14 protein-coding genes, 1 tRNA gene and 1 rRNA gene (1 of these 16 running past the window's edge) are annotated in these 17,610 nt (G+C 58.4%); 6 read left to right on the top strand and 10 right to left on the bottom strand.

Going from position 1 to position 17,610, the window contains the following annotated elements; translation table 11 throughout:
• From QNI81_RS00730 to clpB, 5 genes are all read right to left on the bottom strand, one after another.
• Positions 1-134, bottom strand: a 16S ribosomal RNA gene (locus QNI81_RS00730) (it extends 1,328 nt beyond the left edge of the window).
• Positions 135-834: 700 nt separating this feature from the next.
• Complete coding sequence (gene msrQ, locus QNI81_RS00725; protein ID WP_283967052.1) at positions 835-1,434, bottom strand: protein-methionine-sulfoxide reductase heme-binding subunit MsrQ; 600 nt, start codon at positions 1,432-1,434, stop codon at positions 835-837.
• Positions 1,434-2,342, bottom strand: coding sequence for a protein-methionine-sulfoxide reductase catalytic subunit MsrP (gene msrP, locus QNI81_RS00720; protein WP_283967051.1), 909 nt, complete (start codon positions 2,340-2,342; stop codon positions 1,434-1,436). The genes msrQ and msrP overlap by 1 nt, the downstream gene beginning before the upstream one ends.
• Positions 2,343-2,413: 71 nt before the next feature.
• On the bottom strand, positions 2,414-3,904 hold the full coding sequence (locus QNI81_RS00715) for an FMN-binding glutamate synthase family protein (protein ID WP_126136167.1): 1,491 nt from the start codon (positions 3,902-3,904) through the stop codon (positions 2,414-2,416).
• A gap of 175 nt (positions 3,905-4,079) precedes the next feature.
• Positions 4,080-6,698 (bottom strand): ATP-dependent chaperone ClpB, encoded by a 2,619-nt coding sequence (gene clpB / locus QNI81_RS00710; protein WP_110365202.1) that lies wholly within the window; start codon positions 6,696-6,698, stop codon positions 4,080-4,082.
• A gap of 244 nt (positions 6,699-6,942) precedes the next feature.
• On the opposite strand from clpB, the gene pyrF reads away from it, so the two are divergent.
• The gene (gene pyrF / locus QNI81_RS00705) at positions 6,943-7,674 is read left to right on the top strand and encodes an orotidine-5'-phosphate decarboxylase (RefSeq protein WP_283967050.1); all 732 of its coding nucleotides are present in this window, start codon (positions 6,943-6,945) and stop codon (positions 7,672-7,674) included.
• Between the two features lie 397 nt (positions 7,675-8,071).
• On the opposite strand, the gene QNI81_RS00700 is transcribed toward pyrF, so the two are convergent.
• Positions 8,072-8,491 (bottom strand): NUDIX domain-containing protein, encoded by a 420-nt coding sequence (locus QNI81_RS00700; protein ID WP_283967049.1) that lies wholly within the window; start codon positions 8,489-8,491, stop codon positions 8,072-8,074.
• Positions 8,492-8,593: 102 nt separating this feature from the next.
• Here QNI81_RS00700 and QNI81_RS00695 point away from each other — a divergent pair, with 102 nt between their 5' ends.
• Positions 8,594-9,865, top strand: coding sequence for a DNA polymerase IV (locus QNI81_RS00695; RefSeq protein ID WP_283967893.1), 1,272 nt, complete (start codon positions 8,594-8,596; stop codon positions 9,863-9,865).
• A gap of 9 nt (positions 9,866-9,874) precedes the next feature.
• Here QNI81_RS00695 and QNI81_RS00690 read toward each other — a convergent pair whose 3' ends face one another.
• Positions 9,875-10,735, bottom strand: coding sequence for an N-formylglutamate amidohydrolase (locus tag QNI81_RS00690; protein ID WP_126136163.1), 861 nt, complete (start codon positions 10,733-10,735; stop codon positions 9,875-9,877).
• A gap of 157 nt (positions 10,736-10,892) precedes the next feature.
• On the opposite strand from QNI81_RS00690, the gene QNI81_RS00685 reads away from it, so the two are divergent.
• From QNI81_RS00685 to QNI81_RS00670, 4 genes are all read left to right on the top strand, one after another.
• A tRNA-Val gene (locus QNI81_RS00685) sits at positions 10,893-10,967 on the top strand.
• 81 nt (positions 10,968-11,048) lie between these two features.
• A complete protein-coding gene (gene ykgO, locus QNI81_RS00680; protein WP_005648635.1) occupies positions 11,049-11,174 on the top strand; it encodes a type B 50S ribosomal protein L36 in 126 nt (41 codons plus the stop codon).
• 283 nt (positions 11,175-11,457) lie between these two features.
• Complete coding sequence (locus QNI81_RS00675) at positions 11,458-12,468, top strand: Fe(3+) ABC transporter substrate-binding protein (protein ID WP_009177819.1); 1,011 nt, start codon at positions 11,458-11,460, stop codon at positions 12,466-12,468.
• A 386-nt stretch (positions 12,469-12,854) separates the two neighbouring features.
• Positions 12,855-13,718, top strand: coding sequence for a CobW family GTP-binding protein (locus tag QNI81_RS00670; RefSeq protein WP_283967048.1), 864 nt, complete (start codon positions 12,855-12,857; stop codon positions 13,716-13,718).
• A gap of 8 nt (positions 13,719-13,726) precedes the next feature.
• Here QNI81_RS00670 and QNI81_RS00665 read toward each other — a convergent pair whose 3' ends face one another.
• The 3 genes from QNI81_RS00665 to QNI81_RS00655 form a co-directional block, all read right to left on the bottom strand.
• On the bottom strand, positions 13,727-15,406 hold the full coding sequence (locus QNI81_RS00665; RefSeq protein ID WP_110590663.1) for an ABC transporter permease: 1,680 nt from the start codon (positions 15,404-15,406) through the stop codon (positions 13,727-13,729).
• A 125-nt stretch (positions 15,407-15,531) separates the two neighbouring features.
• The gene (locus QNI81_RS00660) at positions 15,532-16,749 is read right to left on the bottom strand and encodes a phenylacetate--CoA ligase family protein (protein ID WP_283967047.1); all 1,218 of its coding nucleotides are present in this window, start codon (positions 16,747-16,749) and stop codon (positions 15,532-15,534) included.
• A 16-nt stretch (positions 16,750-16,765) separates the two neighbouring features.
• Positions 16,766-17,602: an ABC transporter ATP-binding protein gene (locus QNI81_RS00655; RefSeq protein WP_009177989.1), complete on the bottom strand. Its 837-nt coding sequence runs from the start codon at positions 17,600-17,602 to the stop codon at positions 16,766-16,768.
• Positions 17,603-17,610 lie beyond the last annotated feature (8 nt).

Genomic DNA, 17,610 nt, shown 5'->3' with positions numbered 1-17,610 from the left:
CTATTCCCTACCTTTGGGTACGTTCCCACGCGTTACTAACCCGTCCGCCGCTAGATCCGAAGATCTCGCTCGACTTGCATGTGTTAGGCCTGCCGCCAGCGTTCGTTCTGAGCCAGGATCAAACTCTCAAGTTGAAAGCAACTTACGTTGCTATCCTTGACGTTCGAACCTCTGCACATCACTGGTTGCTTTAACAAAATCAATCAACCACGGGGGGCTGACTAACTTGCGATCTGACCCGGCTAGGAACCAGAAGTGCAACCAATTATTCTCTGTCTGTTGTGCTTGGTTTCAAAAGAAACCGAAGCCGAACAAGACAGTGAAGCTGACACTCCATCATCGAACTTGCGTCCTAAGAGCGTTGATATACAGACGTTGATCCATCGAAATGAACCAAACCGCCCACATATCTCTTCAGTTATCCAACAATGTCAAAGAGCAAACATCCAAGACCCAAAAGCAGACCGTCGCGCAAATATTGCAGCGCCACCGCCTACATCCAACCAAGAATGCCCCAGTCTCTCCTGAGCGTCTAAACCGTCTTTCCGGCCCGTCATCTCCCGTCGTTTCCGCGTCGCCGCCGCCCCGCCGGTGTCTCTCAGTAGCGCCTCAGCGCCGCCGGTGAAGGGGGTTCTAAGCATAACCTCAGATGCCCGCAACCCCTTTTTTGCAAAACTGTCATTTTTTCACCCAAAATCAACAAAACTACATGTTTTCATATACTTACTCGCGCCCCTCAGGGATGCCGACATTGAGGATTTTGCTCACTCTCCCCAAACTCGATGGTTTGCCGTGAGGTGAATCGCGAAGCGGTGCGAGGAGATTCCGCTGCGCTCAAGCCCGTCGTGGGACCGGGAGTTTCAGCCTGAGCAGCAAAAGGAGACTGATTCCACCCAAATAGAGCAGCGGTTCGATCTGAAACCCTTTCGCGAGCAACACAAAGTGCAGTGCTGCCAAGAGTGCTGCCGGGTAGGCGAGTCGGTGGAGCTTGCGCCATCGCGGCCCGAGTTTACGAATAGAGGCCGTATTTGAGGTCACCGCCAATGGGACGAGCAGCACAAAGGCGGCCATACCGACCGTGATATAGGGGCGCTTGGCGATATCAGCGAAGATCTGGCTCGGGATCTGCACATCCAGCAGCAGCCACACCAGCAGGTGACAGACAACATAGGCAAAGCACAAAAGCCCCAAGGCCCGGCGATGCAACACGAGGTTCACCCCCGAGAAGCGCCGCAATGGCGTCACCGCAAGTGAGGCCATAAAGAACTGAAGCGCCAGCTCGCCGTAGCGATGCTCCAGTGCCTTGATCGGTTCCACGCCAAGCCCGCCCGTGAGGCCCTGCCAGAACAGCCAGACCGCCGGTGCCAGCCCACATATATATATGAGCCACGACGGCACCCGGCGCAGAGCGGAATTCAGTGTCGCAAGATCCATCAGAAGTTCTTTGTCAGATCCAGACCATCATAGAGGGATGCGACCTCCTTATCGTAGCCATTGAACATCAGGGTCGGCTGACGGCGCGAGAACAGCCCGCCACCGATGCGACGTTCTGTGGCCTGGCTCCAACGCGGGTGATCCACCTCCGGGTTCACATTGCTGTAAAAGCCGTATTCGCGTGCGTTGGCCATATTCCAGCTGGTGGGCGGCTCTTGATCGGTGAGGGTGATCTTCACCACCGATTTGATCGACTTGAAGCCATATTTCCACGGCACCACCAGACGCAACGGAGCGCCGTTCTGGTTTGGCAGCGGCTTTCCGAAGATCCCCGTCGCCATCAGGGTCAGCGGATGCATCGCCTCATCCAGCCGCAGGCCCTCGCGGTAGGGCCAATCCAGAACCGGGTAGCGGGTGCCCGGCATTTCATCCGGACGCAGGAGCGTTTCAAAGGCAACGTATTTCGCGCCTTCCTGCACACCGGCCACATTCAGCAGGTCGGCCAGCTCAAACCCTTGCCATGGAATCACCATGGACCAGGCCTCAACACAGCGGAACCGGTAGATCCGTTCCTCGAGCGTCATTTCCGACAGGATCTGCTCAAACCCATAGGTGCCGGGGTTGTCGACCATACCGTCGATCTCGACCTCCCAGGGGGACGTCGTCATCTGGCCTGCATATGTGGCAGGATCGGTCTTGCCGGTGCCGAACTCATAGAAGTTGCAGTAAGACGTGACCTCTTCCCATGTGTTGGGATCAAGGCTCTCCGTCTCGGCCTGTGCAAGCCCCGCCCCAATACTGCCAAGTCCCACACCGCCAAGCCCGGCGAGGATCTTGCGCCGGTTCCAGAACAGGGGTTCGGGCGTGATGTCGCTTTGGGTCAGGTCGTTCTGCCAGCGGTGGGCCATATGTGCGCTCCTTCAAGTCGGGTTGCCCCATGAGGTAACGCCCCAAGGCCTCAGGGCAAAAACATATCCTGTCACATCTCCGCGACAGCACTGTAACTTGGCAGGATCTCATTCATCGGACGCGAGGAGCCATCCTCCTGCACGATGCGCATGTGACGGCGACGCATCTTGCGCGGCTCATCCACACCAACCGAATGGGCGATGGTCTCCACCTCGTGAATGACCTCGCGGGCATAGCGGGCGACTTTCAGGTATTTATCCTCAACCACAAGCCCCTGCTGAAAGCGCGGGTCGTGGGTGGTGATGCCGGTCGGGCAAGTGTTACGATTGCATTTAAGCGCCTGAATGCAGCCCAAAGAGAACATGAAACCCCGTGCAGAGGTCACAAAATCCGCGCCCGCCGCCAGCGCCCAGGCCACATCGCCCGGATTGACCAGCTTGCCGCTGGAGATGAGGCGGATGCGCTCCTTGAAACCATACTCGTCGCGCAGATTGCACACCATCGGCAGCGCCTCGCGCACGGACATGCCCACGAGGTCAATCAGCGGCATGGGCGCCGCCCCGGTGCCACCTTCGCCACCGTCGATGGTGATGAAATCCGGCACATCATCGGGACGTGCGGCGAAGTTCAGGAACATCTCGCGCAGGGCGACTTCGGAGCCTGCGACGGTTTTGATGCCAACGGGTTTACCTGTGATCTCACGGACCCGCGCCACCATATCCAAGAGTTCGTCATAATTTGCGATATCAAGGTGACGGTTGGGGGAAATGCTCGCTTCGCCCTCGGTGATGCCACGAATTTCGGCGATTTCGGCATTGACCTTGGCCGCTGGCAGGATGCCCCCCTTGCCGGGCTTGGCGCCCTGCGCGAGCTTCAGCTCGAACATCCTCACCTGCGGGATCTCGGAGATTTCCTTCAAGCGCGTATCGCTGAGATTGCCCGCCGCATCGCGGACCCCGTATTTAGCGGTGCCGATCTGAAAAACGATGTCGCAGCCCCCATCAAGGTGAAACGGGCTGAGGCCACCCTCGCCCGTATTGAGCCAGACACCTGCCTCACGCGCGCCACGACTGAGGGCCGTCACAGCGGGTCGTGACAAGGCCCCGTAACTCATGCCCGAGATATTGAAGAACGATGGTGCATTATAAGGGACGCGCGCAGTGGGGCCGATCAGCATCGGCTCGGTCGAGGCGGATTGATCGTCCAGCGGCGGAAAGGGCGCGTTCACAAAGATCGGCGTGCCCGGCACGGATGTGTTGCGGGTGGAGCCGAAGGCAACCGTATTTGTCACCCCGGCACAGGCGCGCGCGATCCATTCCCGCTGTGCCCGGTTGAAGGGCAGCTCCTCACGGTCCATCGCAAAGAAGTACTGACGGAAGAATTCTCCCAAAGTGCTGAACAGATGGCGAAAACGCCCAAGGACCGGATAGTTGCGCCGAATGGCATCCTGCGTCTGCGTTCGATCAGAAATGAACATCACAAGCCCGACGAGGCCAAACACGCCAATCAAGCAGATAAACACCACCGCGAGGATCGACACCGCATTCATCGCAAAACCCATCGCACTTCCTTTCCGTACTCAAATTGCGCGGCCCATTTGGACCTGGCTGCACTCAGCTATAACACGTTGATCCATGACAGGCGGATGACGTTTACCGCACCGCCGATCACGAGAACTCATATATGCAAAAAAGGGCCGCCCCGCAGGGCGACCCATGACCATTCTATAAGGGCGATCAGTGCACCACGGCATCATCCGGTCTCGGCCGGTCAGAGCTGCCGACACGATCCCCGATCACCAAACCCTCAGCGCCCGCGGAAACAGGAACGGTCTCACCATCCTTGATGTCTCCGGCCAACAAGGCCTCCGCCAGCGGGTTCTGCAAGGCACGCTGAATCACGCGCTTGAGTGGCCGCGCACCAAACACCGGGTCATAGCCCTCATCCGCGAGCCATGTTTTGGCACCGTCATCCAGCTCCAGCGTGATCTTGCGCTGCGCCAGACGTTTGGCCAAACGCCGCAACTGGATTTCGACGATGCCGTCCATGTCCTGCCGCGCGAGGCGATCAAAGATTACGGTCTCATCGAGACGGTTCAGGAACTCGGGCCGGAAATGCGCCCGCACCGCGTCCATCACGTCACGCTTGGCATCCGCCGCATCCGCACCATCCGGCAACTGGCTCAACGCCTGTGCACCGAGGTTCGACGTCAGGATAATCAGCGTCTGCTTGAAATCCACGGTCCGACCCTGACCATCCGTCAGCATCCCATCGTCAAGCACCTGCAAAAGCACGTTGAACACATCTGGATGCGCTTTTTCGACCTCGTCGAACAGCACCACCTGATAGGGCCTGCGCCGCACGGCCTCCGTCAGCACGCCGCCTTCGTCGTAGCCGACATAACCCGGAGGGGCGCCGATCAGACGCGCGACGGCGTGTTTCTCCATGAACTCCGACATATCGATGCGTACCATGGCGCTGTCATCGTCAAAAAGAAACTCAGCCACAGCCTTGGTGAGCTCGGTTTTCCCCACGCCGGTCGGCCCGAGGAACAGGAACGACCCCAGCGGACGGTTCTCATCATTGAGCCCCGCGCGCGCCCGGCGCACCGCGTTTGCCACAGCCGTCACGGCAGCATTCTGGCCGATGACGCGCTTGTGCAGACCGTCTTCCATCCGCAAGAGCTTCTCACGCTCGCCCTCCAGCATCTTGGAGGTCGGGATACCGGTCCAGCGCTCAACCACGGCTGCGATCTGTTCTGGCCGCACCGCTTCCTCGACCATCAGGCCCTGCTCTTCTTTCTGCTCCGCTTCCGAGAGCTGCTTTTCCAACCCCGGAATGACGCCATAAGAGAGCTCACCCGCCTTGGCGAGGTTGCCTTCGCGCTTGGCGATGTCCAGTTCCGCACGAGCGCGATCCAACTGCTCTTTCAGATCACGCGCCGAAGCGAGCTTGTCGCGTTCAGCCTGCCATTGCGCCGTCATCTCGCTGGAGCGCTCCTGAAGATCCGCCAGTTCCTTCTGGAGATGCTCCAGACGGTCCTTCGACGCCGCGTCATCCTCGAGCTTCAGCGCTTCTTCCTCGATCTGCATTTGCAGGATCTGACGGTCGAGCGCGTCCAGCTCTTCGGGCTTGGAGTCCACCTCCATGCGCAGACGCGAGGCTGCCTCATCCACAAGGTCGATCGCCTTGTCGGGCAGGAATCGGTCAGTGATGTAGCGGTTTGACAGCGTCGCCGCAGATACCAGCGCCGCATCCGCGATGCGTACACCGTGGTGCAGCTCGTATTTTTCCTTGATGCCACGCAGGATGGAGATCGTGTCCTCCACCGTCGGCTCGGTCACCATCACGGGCTGGAAACGGCGCGCAAGGGCTGCGTCCTTTTCCACGTACTTGCGGTATTCGTCGAGCGTAGTCGCACCGATACAGTGCAATTCTCCCCGCGCCAACGCCGGTTTGATGAGGTTTGCCGCATCCATCGCGCCATCGGATTTACCCGCGCCCACAAGCGTGTGCATCTCGTCGATGAACAGGATGATTTCACCCGCCGCATCGGTGACTTCGTTGAGAATTCCCTTGAGACGTTCCTCAAACTCGCCGCGATACTTCGCACCCGCAATGAGCGCGCCCATATCGAGCGCCAGCAGGCGTTTGTCCTTGAGGCTCTCCGGCACGTCGCCGTTTACGATGCGCAGGGCCATGCCTTCGGCAATCGCGGTTTTACCCACGCCCGGCTCACCAATCATGACGGGGTTGTTCTTGGTCCGACGCGACAGCACCTGCATGGCGCGGCGGATTTCATCGTCGCGGCCAATAATCGGGTCGATCTTGCCTTCGCGGGCGCGCTCCGTCAGGTCGAGTGTGTATTTCTTCAACGCCTCATAGGTATCTTCGGCCGTCGCCGTGTCTGCGGTACGGCCTTTACGCACATCGTTGATCGCCTCATTCAGCTTTTGCGCAGACACACCACCTGCATCCAATGCCTCTTTGGCCTTGGATTTCACCAGTGCCAGTGCTGTCAGCAGACGTTCGACCGGGATAAAACTGTCGCCCGCTTTCTCGGCGACCTTGCCAGCTTCATCCAGAACCTTGGCGGTCTGCCCATCCAGATAAATCTGGCTTGCATCACCAGAGACCTTTGGCAACTTGCCAATGGCGGTTTCCACAGCCTCGCTGACGCGCGCCATATTGCCACCTGCGTGGGTAATCAGGTTCGCCGCCATGCCCTGGTCGTCGTCCAGCAATGCCTTGAGAATATGTTCCGGCGTCAGCCGTTGGTGACCTTCGCGCAAAGCAATGGTCTGGGCAGCCTGCACAAAACCGCGCGCCCGTTCAGTGAACTTGTTCAAGTCCATCTTCTTCTCCTCTTCATAAGCGCCCCTCGCATGACCCCGCCCGCTTAGCAGCACAGGATCGGTGTGGGCCTCGGATAAAGATGTGGGCATTTGCGCCCCATCTTCAAGTCCCTCAGTACCACATCAGAAGTTGACGAACCTTGACCCTAATCAAGCCTCGCAAAAAGCCACCATGCACCCTTTTCGAGACAAGCCGGAGGCAGTAGGAAGGCGCGACCCAGCGCAGCAAACCGGAGTATCCAAAATGACCAGCCCCCTCGCCGATGACCGCCTGATCGTTGCAATGGATGTTCCAAATGCCATTGCTGGCTTAAAGCTGGCAGAGCAACTCGGCGATGCTGTCTCATTCTATAAGATCGGGTTGGGCATGCTGACCGGTGGCGGCCTCGCGCTGGCCAATGAGTTGAAACAGGAACTCGGCAAGAAGATCTTCCTCGACATGAAGCTCTTTGACATTGGTGCCACCGTGGAAAACGCTGTGCGGGGCATTGCCCAGTTCGACCTCGATTTCCTCACGGTGCATGGAGATCCTTACGTGGTCAGCGCCGCCAAAGAGGGTGCCGCGGACAAAGACCTGAAAATCCTCGCCGTGACCATCCTCACCTCGCTGGATCGCGAAGACCTTGACGGGGCGTTGATCAAATCCGGCGCGATCAAGGATCTGGTGCAGGAGCGCGCAGGCAACGCCTTGGCCGCCGGTGCGGATGGCGTGATCGCAAGCCCGCAAGAGGCGGCCTTGATCCGCGCTCTGCCCGAAGCCGAGGGCAAACTGATCGTGACACCGGGTGTGCGCCCGGTTGGGGCCGATCTGGGCGATCAAAAACGTGTCACGACACCTGCGCAAGCGCTGGCATCCGGCGTCGACCACATCGTGGTTGGCCGACCGATCTGGCAGGCCGAAGCGCCGCGCCTTGCAGCCGAAGCCATCATCAAAGAAATGAACAGCCCGCAAGCACAGACCCCAAATCAGGGCTGACGGGCGCTGTTCACCCTCAATCCGTGGGCGTGCCTAAAAAACAAGCGCAAATGAAACGCACGGGTGTGTCTCGCTCTCTAGCGTGAACCTAACGTGTTATCTTGCTGCAACCCGTAGCGATCAAAGAACAAATCGAGCCCATATGTGGCTCGATTTGAAATATTGAATGCATGCTCCGTGACATTGAAAGCACAGGGCACACCGTTAAATCCCCCCATACATGCCCTCAACCTTTGCGAAACTGGCCCAAATGGTCGATTCTGGGGTCGAGACACTCCCCTGACGTTTACCTCTTCCTGAGAAACGTCACCTTCCCCCGCCAATTGTGCGGGGGCTTTCTTTTGAAAACGCTAAATTTAGCAGCCAATCCTCTTTGAGGAAGCTGCCTTTCCTCCCATCACTCGCTGGGGCCACCACGGCAACTTTGCAGGTAATCTTGCAACCGTACCTTGAATCGCGGGATGCCCAAGGGGTGCGCCGCATACTCATCCGGGTTCATCAAATCCCAGCGCTGGCCCTCATCGCCAAAGCGGATGTCATCGACGCTGCGCGCTGAGATCTCGGCGGCAAAGAACCATGTGGCGCCATCAGGTCGTGGGTAACGGCGGCTGTAGTGAATGGCGGCTTCGGGCACGATCAGCCCCACTTCTTCGCGGGTTTCACGCAATGCACAGGCCTGTGCTGTCTCGTCGCCTTCGCGCCCGCCGCCGGGGAAATCCCAGTAGCCGGGAAAGGGGATATCCGCCTTCTGGTCCCGCAGAATCACCAACAGCCGTGGCCCGAGAAACAGCAGCAGTTTCGCTCCCTTAAAGCTCATGATACAATCCAACTCTGCGCCGATGCGTCTGTTTGCAATGCCTGCACGCTAACGGGAATGACATCGGTGCACACCCCCGTTTTTGCCTTGCCCGAGCACATCATGCCTGCCCTTTGTCGCGACTGCCTGCATTGTTTCAATCCCGGCACGCAGCCACGCGGTCCGCAACGCTGCCCATCGTGTCGCAGCCCCCGTATCAAGCAGCATGACGAACTCTTCACACTCTCTATCGCGCATATGGATTGTGATGCGTTTTATGCAAGTGTTGAAAAACGCGACAACCCTGAGTTGGCCGACAAACCAGTGATCATTGGCGGGGGCCATCGCGGCGTTGTGTCTACCGCATGCTACGTGGCGCGTATTCGTGGCGTGCGTTCGGCGATGCCGATGTTTCAGGCGCTCAAACTCTGTCCCGATGCGGTGGTGATTAAACCGCGTATGGAGGCCTATGCAGAAACCAGCCGCGCCATCCGCGCAATGATGGATGAACTCACCCCCGAGGTGGAGCCGCTCTCGCTAGATGAGGCATTTATGGATCTCTCCGGCACCGAGCGCCTGCATGGTGCCCCGCCCGCAGTGATGCTGGCACGCCTTGTGAAGCGCATGAAAGACGAGTTGGGCGTCACAGGCTCTATTGGCCTCAGCCACAACAAATTCCTCGCCAAAGTCGCGTCTGACTTAGATAAGCCGCGCGGTTTCTCAGTGATAGGTGAAGCTGAAACAGCCGAATTTCTGCATGATAAACCTGTGCGCCTGATCTGGGGCATTGGCCCTGCTGCACAGGCTTCCCTTGAAAAAGCAGGCATTCGCGCGTTCTCCGACCTCTTGCGCTGGGATCGGCGTGATTTGAACGACAGATTCGGCAGCATGGGTGACCGGCTGTGGCATTTGGCGCGCGGAGAGGACCGCCGCAAAGTGTCTGCCCGCAATCCTGTCAAATCGATCTCGAAAGAGACGACCTTCTTTTCGGACACCATGCATATTGATGTCTTGGACGGGCATCTGTGGCGATTGGCCGAACAAGTCTCAGACCGGGCCAAGGCAAAAGGCCTGGCAGGACGGGTGGTGACGCTCAAGCTGAAGCGCGCGAACCATTCGACCCTCACACGGCGGCAATCACTTCACAGCCCGACACAATTTGCCGACCAGATCTACCGCACTGCGCGGCATTTGCTGGACCAGACCGTGAGTCAGGGGCCGTTTCGTCTGCTGGGGTGTGGCATCAGTGACCTGGTCCCCGAGACCGAAGCCGATACAACAGGCGATCTGTTGGACCCCAATGCCGCCAAACGGGCCAGCGCAGAACGCGCCGCCGATGAGATTCGCAAACGCTTTGGCAAAGAGGCGATTCTGAAAGGGCGCGCCCTTCGCTAAGGCCTGAGCCTACTCGGCCGCCATCGGCTTTTGATCCTTGCGCAAACCAGATATCCGCTGCAACGCCTGCGTGAGACGCGCACGGATCGCCTCAAACTCGGCGTTAGGCGCGATATTGGCCTCATCCATATAAAGAGAGCGGTCGATCTCGACCTGAATCGCATGCTGTTGCCGAAATGGGCGACCATAGGTTTGGGTGATATAGGCCCCCGCAAAGGGGCTGTTACGCGCGACGCGAAACCCAGCCTCGGCAAACGCAGCTTCAACCTCATCGACAATTGAACCATCCGCCGCTGCGCCAAAGCGGTCTCCCAGTACAATCTCGGGTCGCTTTTCACGCAGGGGCGAACAATTTTCGATCGCCTCATGGGGCATTGAGTGACAATCGATCAAAATCGCCTCGCCAAAGCGGGTGTGGGCTGCATCCAACAACCGCTGCAAGGCGGTATGATACGGGAACCAATAGTCATCGATTCGCATACGCGCCTCCTGCATGGTGATTTTGCCGCTGTAAATCGCACGTCCGTTCGACACCACGCGAGGAATCACACCCAATCCGGAGGCCACACGGGGATTCTGTCCGCGCCTACGTGCACCTTCAATCAGGGCAGGATCGAGTTCCTCTGAAGAGCGGTTGAGGTCCACATAGGCCCGCGGCATTTTTGCTGCCAGCAATGGCATGCCCAACCGGGGCGCTGCCGCGAACAGTAGATCAACAAAGGCATCCTCACTGCTGCGCAACCGTTTTGCATCCAGAACCGACTGAGAAACAAAGGTTTTTGGGTAATTTGATCCGCTATGAGGAGACGCAATCACCACTGGTGACTGCCACCCTTGCGGCATCTCAATAGAATATGCCTGACCTGACATGCCAGCTCCGCCTTCCCGCCTGAGATTCCCAGCATAGAGTTTATATTTCTGTGGCAAAAGCTCTTGCGCCCACAATCGACTCCTTTTATAGACCCCTTCACCGACGCGAAGCGATGCGCCACTCGGCGCAGCGAAATTCGTTTTGAGTTGGTATCATGGGCGGTTAGCTCAGCGGTAGAGCACTTCGTTGACATCGAAGGGGTCACAAGTTCGATCCTTGTACCGCCCACCATGATTTCGCTGTTTTGAACTTCGGTTCAGGACGCCCCGCTAACCCAGGCGCTGGTTCGCGCCGCAGAAAAGGAGAGAGACCATGAAGGTCAAGAACTCGCTCCGCTCGCTGAAGAACCGGCACCGTGACTGCCGGGTTGTGCGTCGCAAGGGCCGCGTTTACGTCATCAACAAGACGCAGCGCAAGTTCAAAGCACGCCAAGGCTGAGCACTTAGCATCAGACGCCTCTTTGCAGGCTCCGAAAAACCGCATCTCCGGATGCGGTTTTTTGTTTTTTGGGCATAGCGCATTCAGCAGGTGCCCTGCCCCTCGAAACCGCCGATGTCATCGGCTGTGTCGGCATGTCGCGGGTGTCGAATAACTTTTCTGACAGAATTAATCGGTTACCCCTTACATTTGGTCTTCAATATAGTAATTGACTAAACAACTTGGGAATTGACCGACGAGGCATGACCCAGGGACTAGCGACATTCACGAGGATGGAAATCACATGAAAACCAAAGTCTTCACTACTGTAATCGCCGCGAGCCTTGCCACCACTGCCGTTGCTGACGGTGTGGTCAACCTATACTCGTCCCGCCACTACGACACTGATGAGCGCCTCTACTCTGATTTTGAGGAAGCCACAGGTATCACCATCAATCGCATCGAAGGCAAAGCGGATGAACTGATCGCCCGCATCCAGGCCGAAGGCGCAAACTCCCCTGCAGACGTGCTGATCACCGTCGACACCTCCCGCCTTGAGCGCGCGAAGGATGCAGGTGTTCTGCAGTCCATCGACAGCAAGGTTCTCGAAGAGCGCATCCCCGCCAACCTGCAAGACAGCGACAACCAGTGGTTTGGCTTCTCGCAGCGCGCGCGCATCGTGTTTTATGACAAAGCAGACGTGACCAACCCGCCCGCAACCTACATGGATCTGGCGAAGCCCGAATACAAAGGTATGGTCTGCCACCGTTCGTCCTCCAACGTCTATTCGCAGACGCTGCTGTCCGCGATCATTGAGAACCACGGTGAAGAAGAAGCCCGTAAATGGGCAGAAGGCATCGTCGCGAACTTTGCCCGTGACCCACAGGGCGGTGACACCGACCAGCTGCGCGGCCTGATCTCCGGCGAATGCGATGTGTCGATCGCCAACACCTACTATTTCGCCCGTGCCCTGCGCAAAGACGTCAAAGGTCTCTCCGCTGACATCGAAAAAATCGGCGTAGTCTTCCCGGCACAGGACGCGGAAGGCGCGCATATGAACCTTTCGGGCGCGGGTGTCGCAGCAAACGCCCCGAACCGTGAAAATGCAATCAAGTTCCTCGAGTATCTCGCGTCCGATCAGGCACAGCAGTACTTCTCCGGCGGCAACGATGAATTCCCAGCCGTTCCGGGCGTCAGCAAGTCTGAAAGCGTGGCAAAGCTCGGCGAGTTCAAAGCGGATGAAGTCGACTTGTCCAAGGTGGCCAAGAACGTCCCGACCGCACAGAAGATCTTTAACGAGGTTGGCTGGGAGTAATTCTCTCCGGCACTCGACCAGAGGGGGCGCAGTCTTGGCTGCGCCCTTTTTCTTTGCGCTCAATCCTATGGCAGGGGGCTAAACAGCCTTCGAATCCACCAGAGATTCGCCACGGTTTCACGGATTTTCAAAACTGGAGCCGCCAAAACATGCGCAAAACAGCATAACAAAAAATTGAACCGTCGCACAATTTTCGTGCAAAATCAGAGGCCAAGCCTCGCTTGGGTATACCTGACAGGTATCCCGCCCAAGGTTTGTCTGGACCGGTCACTTCCCACGACCTATAGAGTTGCGCCAAGCAAGACGAAGAGTTTGCAATCTCACACAATGGGGAGCTCGGCTGACATGCCGTTTGCGTTGCATTTTATGCGCGAGGGCACGGCCTGATGCGCATTCCGGTTACAATCATCAGCGGATATCTCGGCGCGGGAAAAACCACGCTGATCAACTCCCTTCTTGGCGAAGACCACGGGCTGCGCCTGTCGGTTCTGATCAACGACTTCGGCAGTATCAACATCGACGCCGCGCTGATTGCGGATGAAAGCGTCGATAGCGTCGCTCTCACCAATGGATGCGTCTGCTGTTCGCTCGGGGATGATCTCGCGGTGAGCGTCAATGACGTGCTGTCCCGCACACCGCAGCCAGATCACATCCTGATCGAGGCAAGTGGCATCGCTGAACCCGTGACCATTGCCAATGCGCTGTTGAGTGACAGTCGCCTGAGCTATGCTGGCATCGTGACGGTTGTGGACGGATCAAACTTCGCCGCACTGATGGATGACCCGCTCCTCAAGCCGCAAGTGTCGCAACAAATCCGGGCGGCTGATCTGGTCTTGATCAGCAAGCAGGATGAGGCCTCGAACGATGCTTTGGTTGCCGAACTGAGCGCGCTGGGTGCCCGCACACCAACCCGCACCGCTGACATTGAACTGTCCCGTCTGCTGTTTGACATCACCCCGCTGCCGCGCGGTAAAAGCCTCGTTTCGCATCCGGGATATGTAAGCTGGCAGCACCGCAGCACCGAAATCATCGACCGTCGCGCATTGGGCGATAAACTCGCCGAACGGCCTGAGGGGCTCTATCGGATGAAGGGGTTTGTGCTGACCTCTGGCGGTGCCTATGAGCTTCATATCGTGGGACGCCATGTCGAAGCCCGCCGCTGCGACGCCGAGGAGACGGTACTGGTTGCGCTTGGACCGGCGCAACGGGTCAGCCACGCCCAAATCGAGGCTTGGTGGGCCGGTAGCTGAGGCTCCGCTCAGCTGCGGCGCCGAACCTGACGGCAAACCAAGATCACCGGCAACAACCCAACAGCCATAATCACGAGGGACGGCACCGCAGCCCCCTCCAGCCGTTCATCCGCGGCCAGTCGATGCGCCTGCACCGCAAGGGTGTCGAAATTGAACGGGCGCATAATCAAGGTTGCTGGCAGTTCTTTCATCACATCGACAAATACAATCAACAACGCCGTCAGCAGGCTTGGTGTCAGGATCGGCAGGTGAACGCGGCGCAGCATGCCCAGCGGACTTTGCCCAAGCGAGCGCGCGGCGGCGTCCATATTGGCATGTACCGTGGCCTGCCCGCCCTCATACGCGCCAAGCGCCGCCGCCATAAACCGCACCATATATGCGACCACCAAGAGCCAGATTGACCCCGTCACCAGCAACCCGGTGCGCAGACCAAAATTAGCTTGCATCCATGCATCCAGAGCATTGTCGAATGCGGCGAAGGGCACCATCAGACCAACCGCAATCACGCCACCTGGCACGGCATAGCCAAGGCGAGAGATATTGGCCGCTGTGCTCGACACCCGCCCCGGCTGCAAACGCTGATAGAACCCAAGGCTCACAGCCGCGAGCAATGTCACAAGTGCGGCCGTGCTGGCGAGCGTCAGAGAGTTGGTGATAAACGCAATATAACGACGGCTCAGAAGGTTCTGCTCAGAGTTCAGCCCCATCAATGTGAGGCTCACCAGCGGTACAAGAAACCCAAACACAACCGGCAGTGCACAGAGGATTATCGCCCCGGTGGCCTTTGTCCCCGATAGTGTCGCAGGTGGCAGCGCAGCCTGCTGCTTGCCCGCGTGATGATAGCGCGCACGCCCCCGGCTAAGTCGCTCTGCCACCGCAAGCATCAATGCAAAACCGAGAAGGCACAGCGCCAGTTGCGCAGCCCCCGCACGATCCGCGAGGGAAAACCAGCTTGTGTAGATACCGGTGGCAAAGGTCTGCACGCCAAAATAGGCGACCGTGCCGTAATCTGCGATGGTTTCCATCACCGTGAGCAAAACGCCCGATGCCACAGCGGGCCGCGCCATCGGCAGGCTGACACGCCAAAACGCACGCCACGAACTGTCCCCCAGTGCGCGCGCTGCCAAGAACGCAGAGGAGCTTTGTTGCAGGAATGCGGCGCGCGCCAGCAAATAGACGTAAGGGTAAAGGACCAGAACCAACATCAGCGCGGCCCCGCCAAGGGATCGGATTTCCGGGAACCAATAGTCACGCGGTCCCCATCCTGTCACCTCGCGCAATGTGGTCTGCACAACGCCGGGATGATCCAACAAAAAGGTATAGCCATAGGCCAGAACATAAGCTGGAAACGCCAGCGGCAACACCAAGGCCACCTCAAAGAACCGCACCCCCGGAAAGCGGGTCATCGTCACCAACCATGCGGCCCCTACCCCAATGGAGAATGTGCCCAGCGACACCAGCAGGACCAGATAGATCGTCGTGCGCGCATATCGCGGCAGCACGGTCTGCCCGAGGTGAGTGATGGTATCCACACCACCTGTCATCGCAGCGATCGCAACGGCGGCCATTGGCAGCAAACAGGCAAGAGCGACACACCACGCCACCACCTGAAACCTGCGCGCGCCTTTGACGCGGGCAGAGGGTCTGCGACGGGTCACTGGCACTTGGGTTTGGCTTGCTTGCGTCATTCATCCTGCCTTCAAACAGAGTCGGCCCTGTTTCAAGCATTTTTGTCGGAAATTCCAGCGCGAAACCGCCGCTGCGACGGCATGTCGGCAGCGGCGGCTCCTATCGCTGTACCAGAGAAACCTTGTCAGTCGTAGCTGCGCTGGTCCTCGATCACCAAGCCATCTTTGGGCAGCGTACCCGGCGCCACAATGTCCACGCTGCCCTTGAGTTTCAGCACATCCACAACGGATCGGGCAAAGGTGATCTCATCGCCGCCATTGGCCTCGATGCGAACGGTCATTACATCCATCTCGCCACTGCGCGATGCGACCACGCGGGCTTTGACGATCTCGTCGTGTTTGTCGACCAGTGCGGCCACCTGCTCGGGGCGCACAAACATCCCCTTGATCTTGGTGGTCTGGTCCGCGCGGCCCATCCACCCCTTGATGCGCATATTGGTGCGGCCACAGGGGCTCTGACCGGGCATAACCGCGCTCATGTCGCCGGTGGCAAAACGGATCAGTGGATAGTCCCGGTTCAGCGTCGTGACCACAACTTCGCCCACCTCGCCCGGTGCAACCGGGGTGCCGGTGCCGGGGGTGACGATTTCGACGATGACCTGCTCATCGACGATCATGCCCTCCATGGCGGCGCTCTCATAGGCGATATTGCCCAGATCCGCCGTGGCATAGCATTGCAGGCAGGAAATGCCGCGATCCGCATAGTCCTGACGCAGGCTCGGGAACAATGCGCCCCCCCCAACCGCCGCCTTCTTAAAGCCCAGTTCGAGGCCCATGGCCTCCGCCTTATCCAAGATCACCTTGAGGTAATCCGGTGTGCCGGCATAGGTCGTCGCCCCAACATCGCGTGCCGCGGTAACCTGCAGTTCGGTCTGACCCGTACCCGCAGGCAGAACAGAAGCCCCCACCGTGCGGGCACCATTTTCAAAGATCATCCCAGCCGGTGTCAGGTGATAGCCAAAGCAGTTTTGCACCACATCCCCCGGCCCCACGCCAGCCGCATGCAGAAAACGCCCCATGCGCCACCAGTCATGATCCACGCCACCGGGTTCGTAAATCGGCCCCGGAGATTGGAAGATATGGGCAAAGCCATGCGCGGGTTTTACGGTAAACCCACCAAAGGGCGGCTGTGCGGCCTGCGCCGCGCTCAAATCCGCTTTCCGCAAAACGGGCAATGATGCCAGCGCCTCCACCGAGGTGATCTTTGCCGGGTCTACATCCGCGAGCAGGGCGGCAAAACCACGAGCGGATTTGGCCCGTGCGATCTGTTCCGGCAAAAGCGTCGCCAGATCTGCGGCGCGTTCTTCGGCACTGCGGGTTTCCAGTTTATCAAAAAAGGTCATCTCGTCCCTCCCCGCCTTAGCTCAACCACCTTTTGCGACGGCGATAGGAACGCACATCGCGGAAACTCTTGCGGCCTTCTTCGGACATACCAAGGTAAAATTCTTTTACATCAGGGTTTTCACGCAAATCTGCTGCAGGGCCGTCCATCACCACGCGCCCGGATTCCAGAATGTAACCATAGTGAGCATAGCGCAATGCCACGTTAGTATTCTGCTCAGCCAACAAGAAGGTCACGCCTTCGTTCTCATTGATGGATTTCACAATCTCAAAGATCTGCTCCACCAACTGTGGTGCCAGACCCATGGAGGGCTCATCCAGCAGGATCGTCTCCGGGCGGCTCATCAGGGCACGCCCCATGGCCACCATCTGCTGCTCCCCACCGGAGGTGTAACCGGCCTGACTTTTGCGACGTTCCTTCAGGCGCGGAAAGTAGGTGTAGACCATCTCAAGATCTTCTTGGATCTTGGCGTTGCTATCACCGCGTGTATAGGCACCCGTCAGGAGGTTCTCCTCGACTGTCAGATGCTCAAAGCAATGGCGACCTTCCATCACCTGAATAACGCCGGTCTTTACCAGCTCTGCGGGATCCTGCTCGTGGACATCCTTACCACGATAGCGCACGGAGCCTTTGGTCACCTCGCCGCGTTCGGAATGAAGCAGGTTGGAAATCGCCTTTAGTGTCGTGGTCTTGCCCGCCCCATTGCCACCCAGCAATGCGGTGATGCCGCCTTTGGGCACATTCAGGCTGACACCTTTCAGCACAAGGATCACGTGATTGTAGATCACCTCGATATTGTTGACCTCAAGCAGTGTTTCCGCCTGCACGTCTGTGGAGTTGGCCGCATCCAGCATCTCGACAG

This window comes from Tritonibacter sp. AK171 (genome assembly GCF_030127025.1).
GTDB classification, from domain to species: Bacteria; Pseudomonadota; Alphaproteobacteria; order Rhodobacterales; family Rhodobacteraceae; genus Epibacterium; species Epibacterium mobile.
Note: the sequence above shows the minus strand (reverse complement) of the source record. Positions and strands in the feature narration are given on the sequence as shown.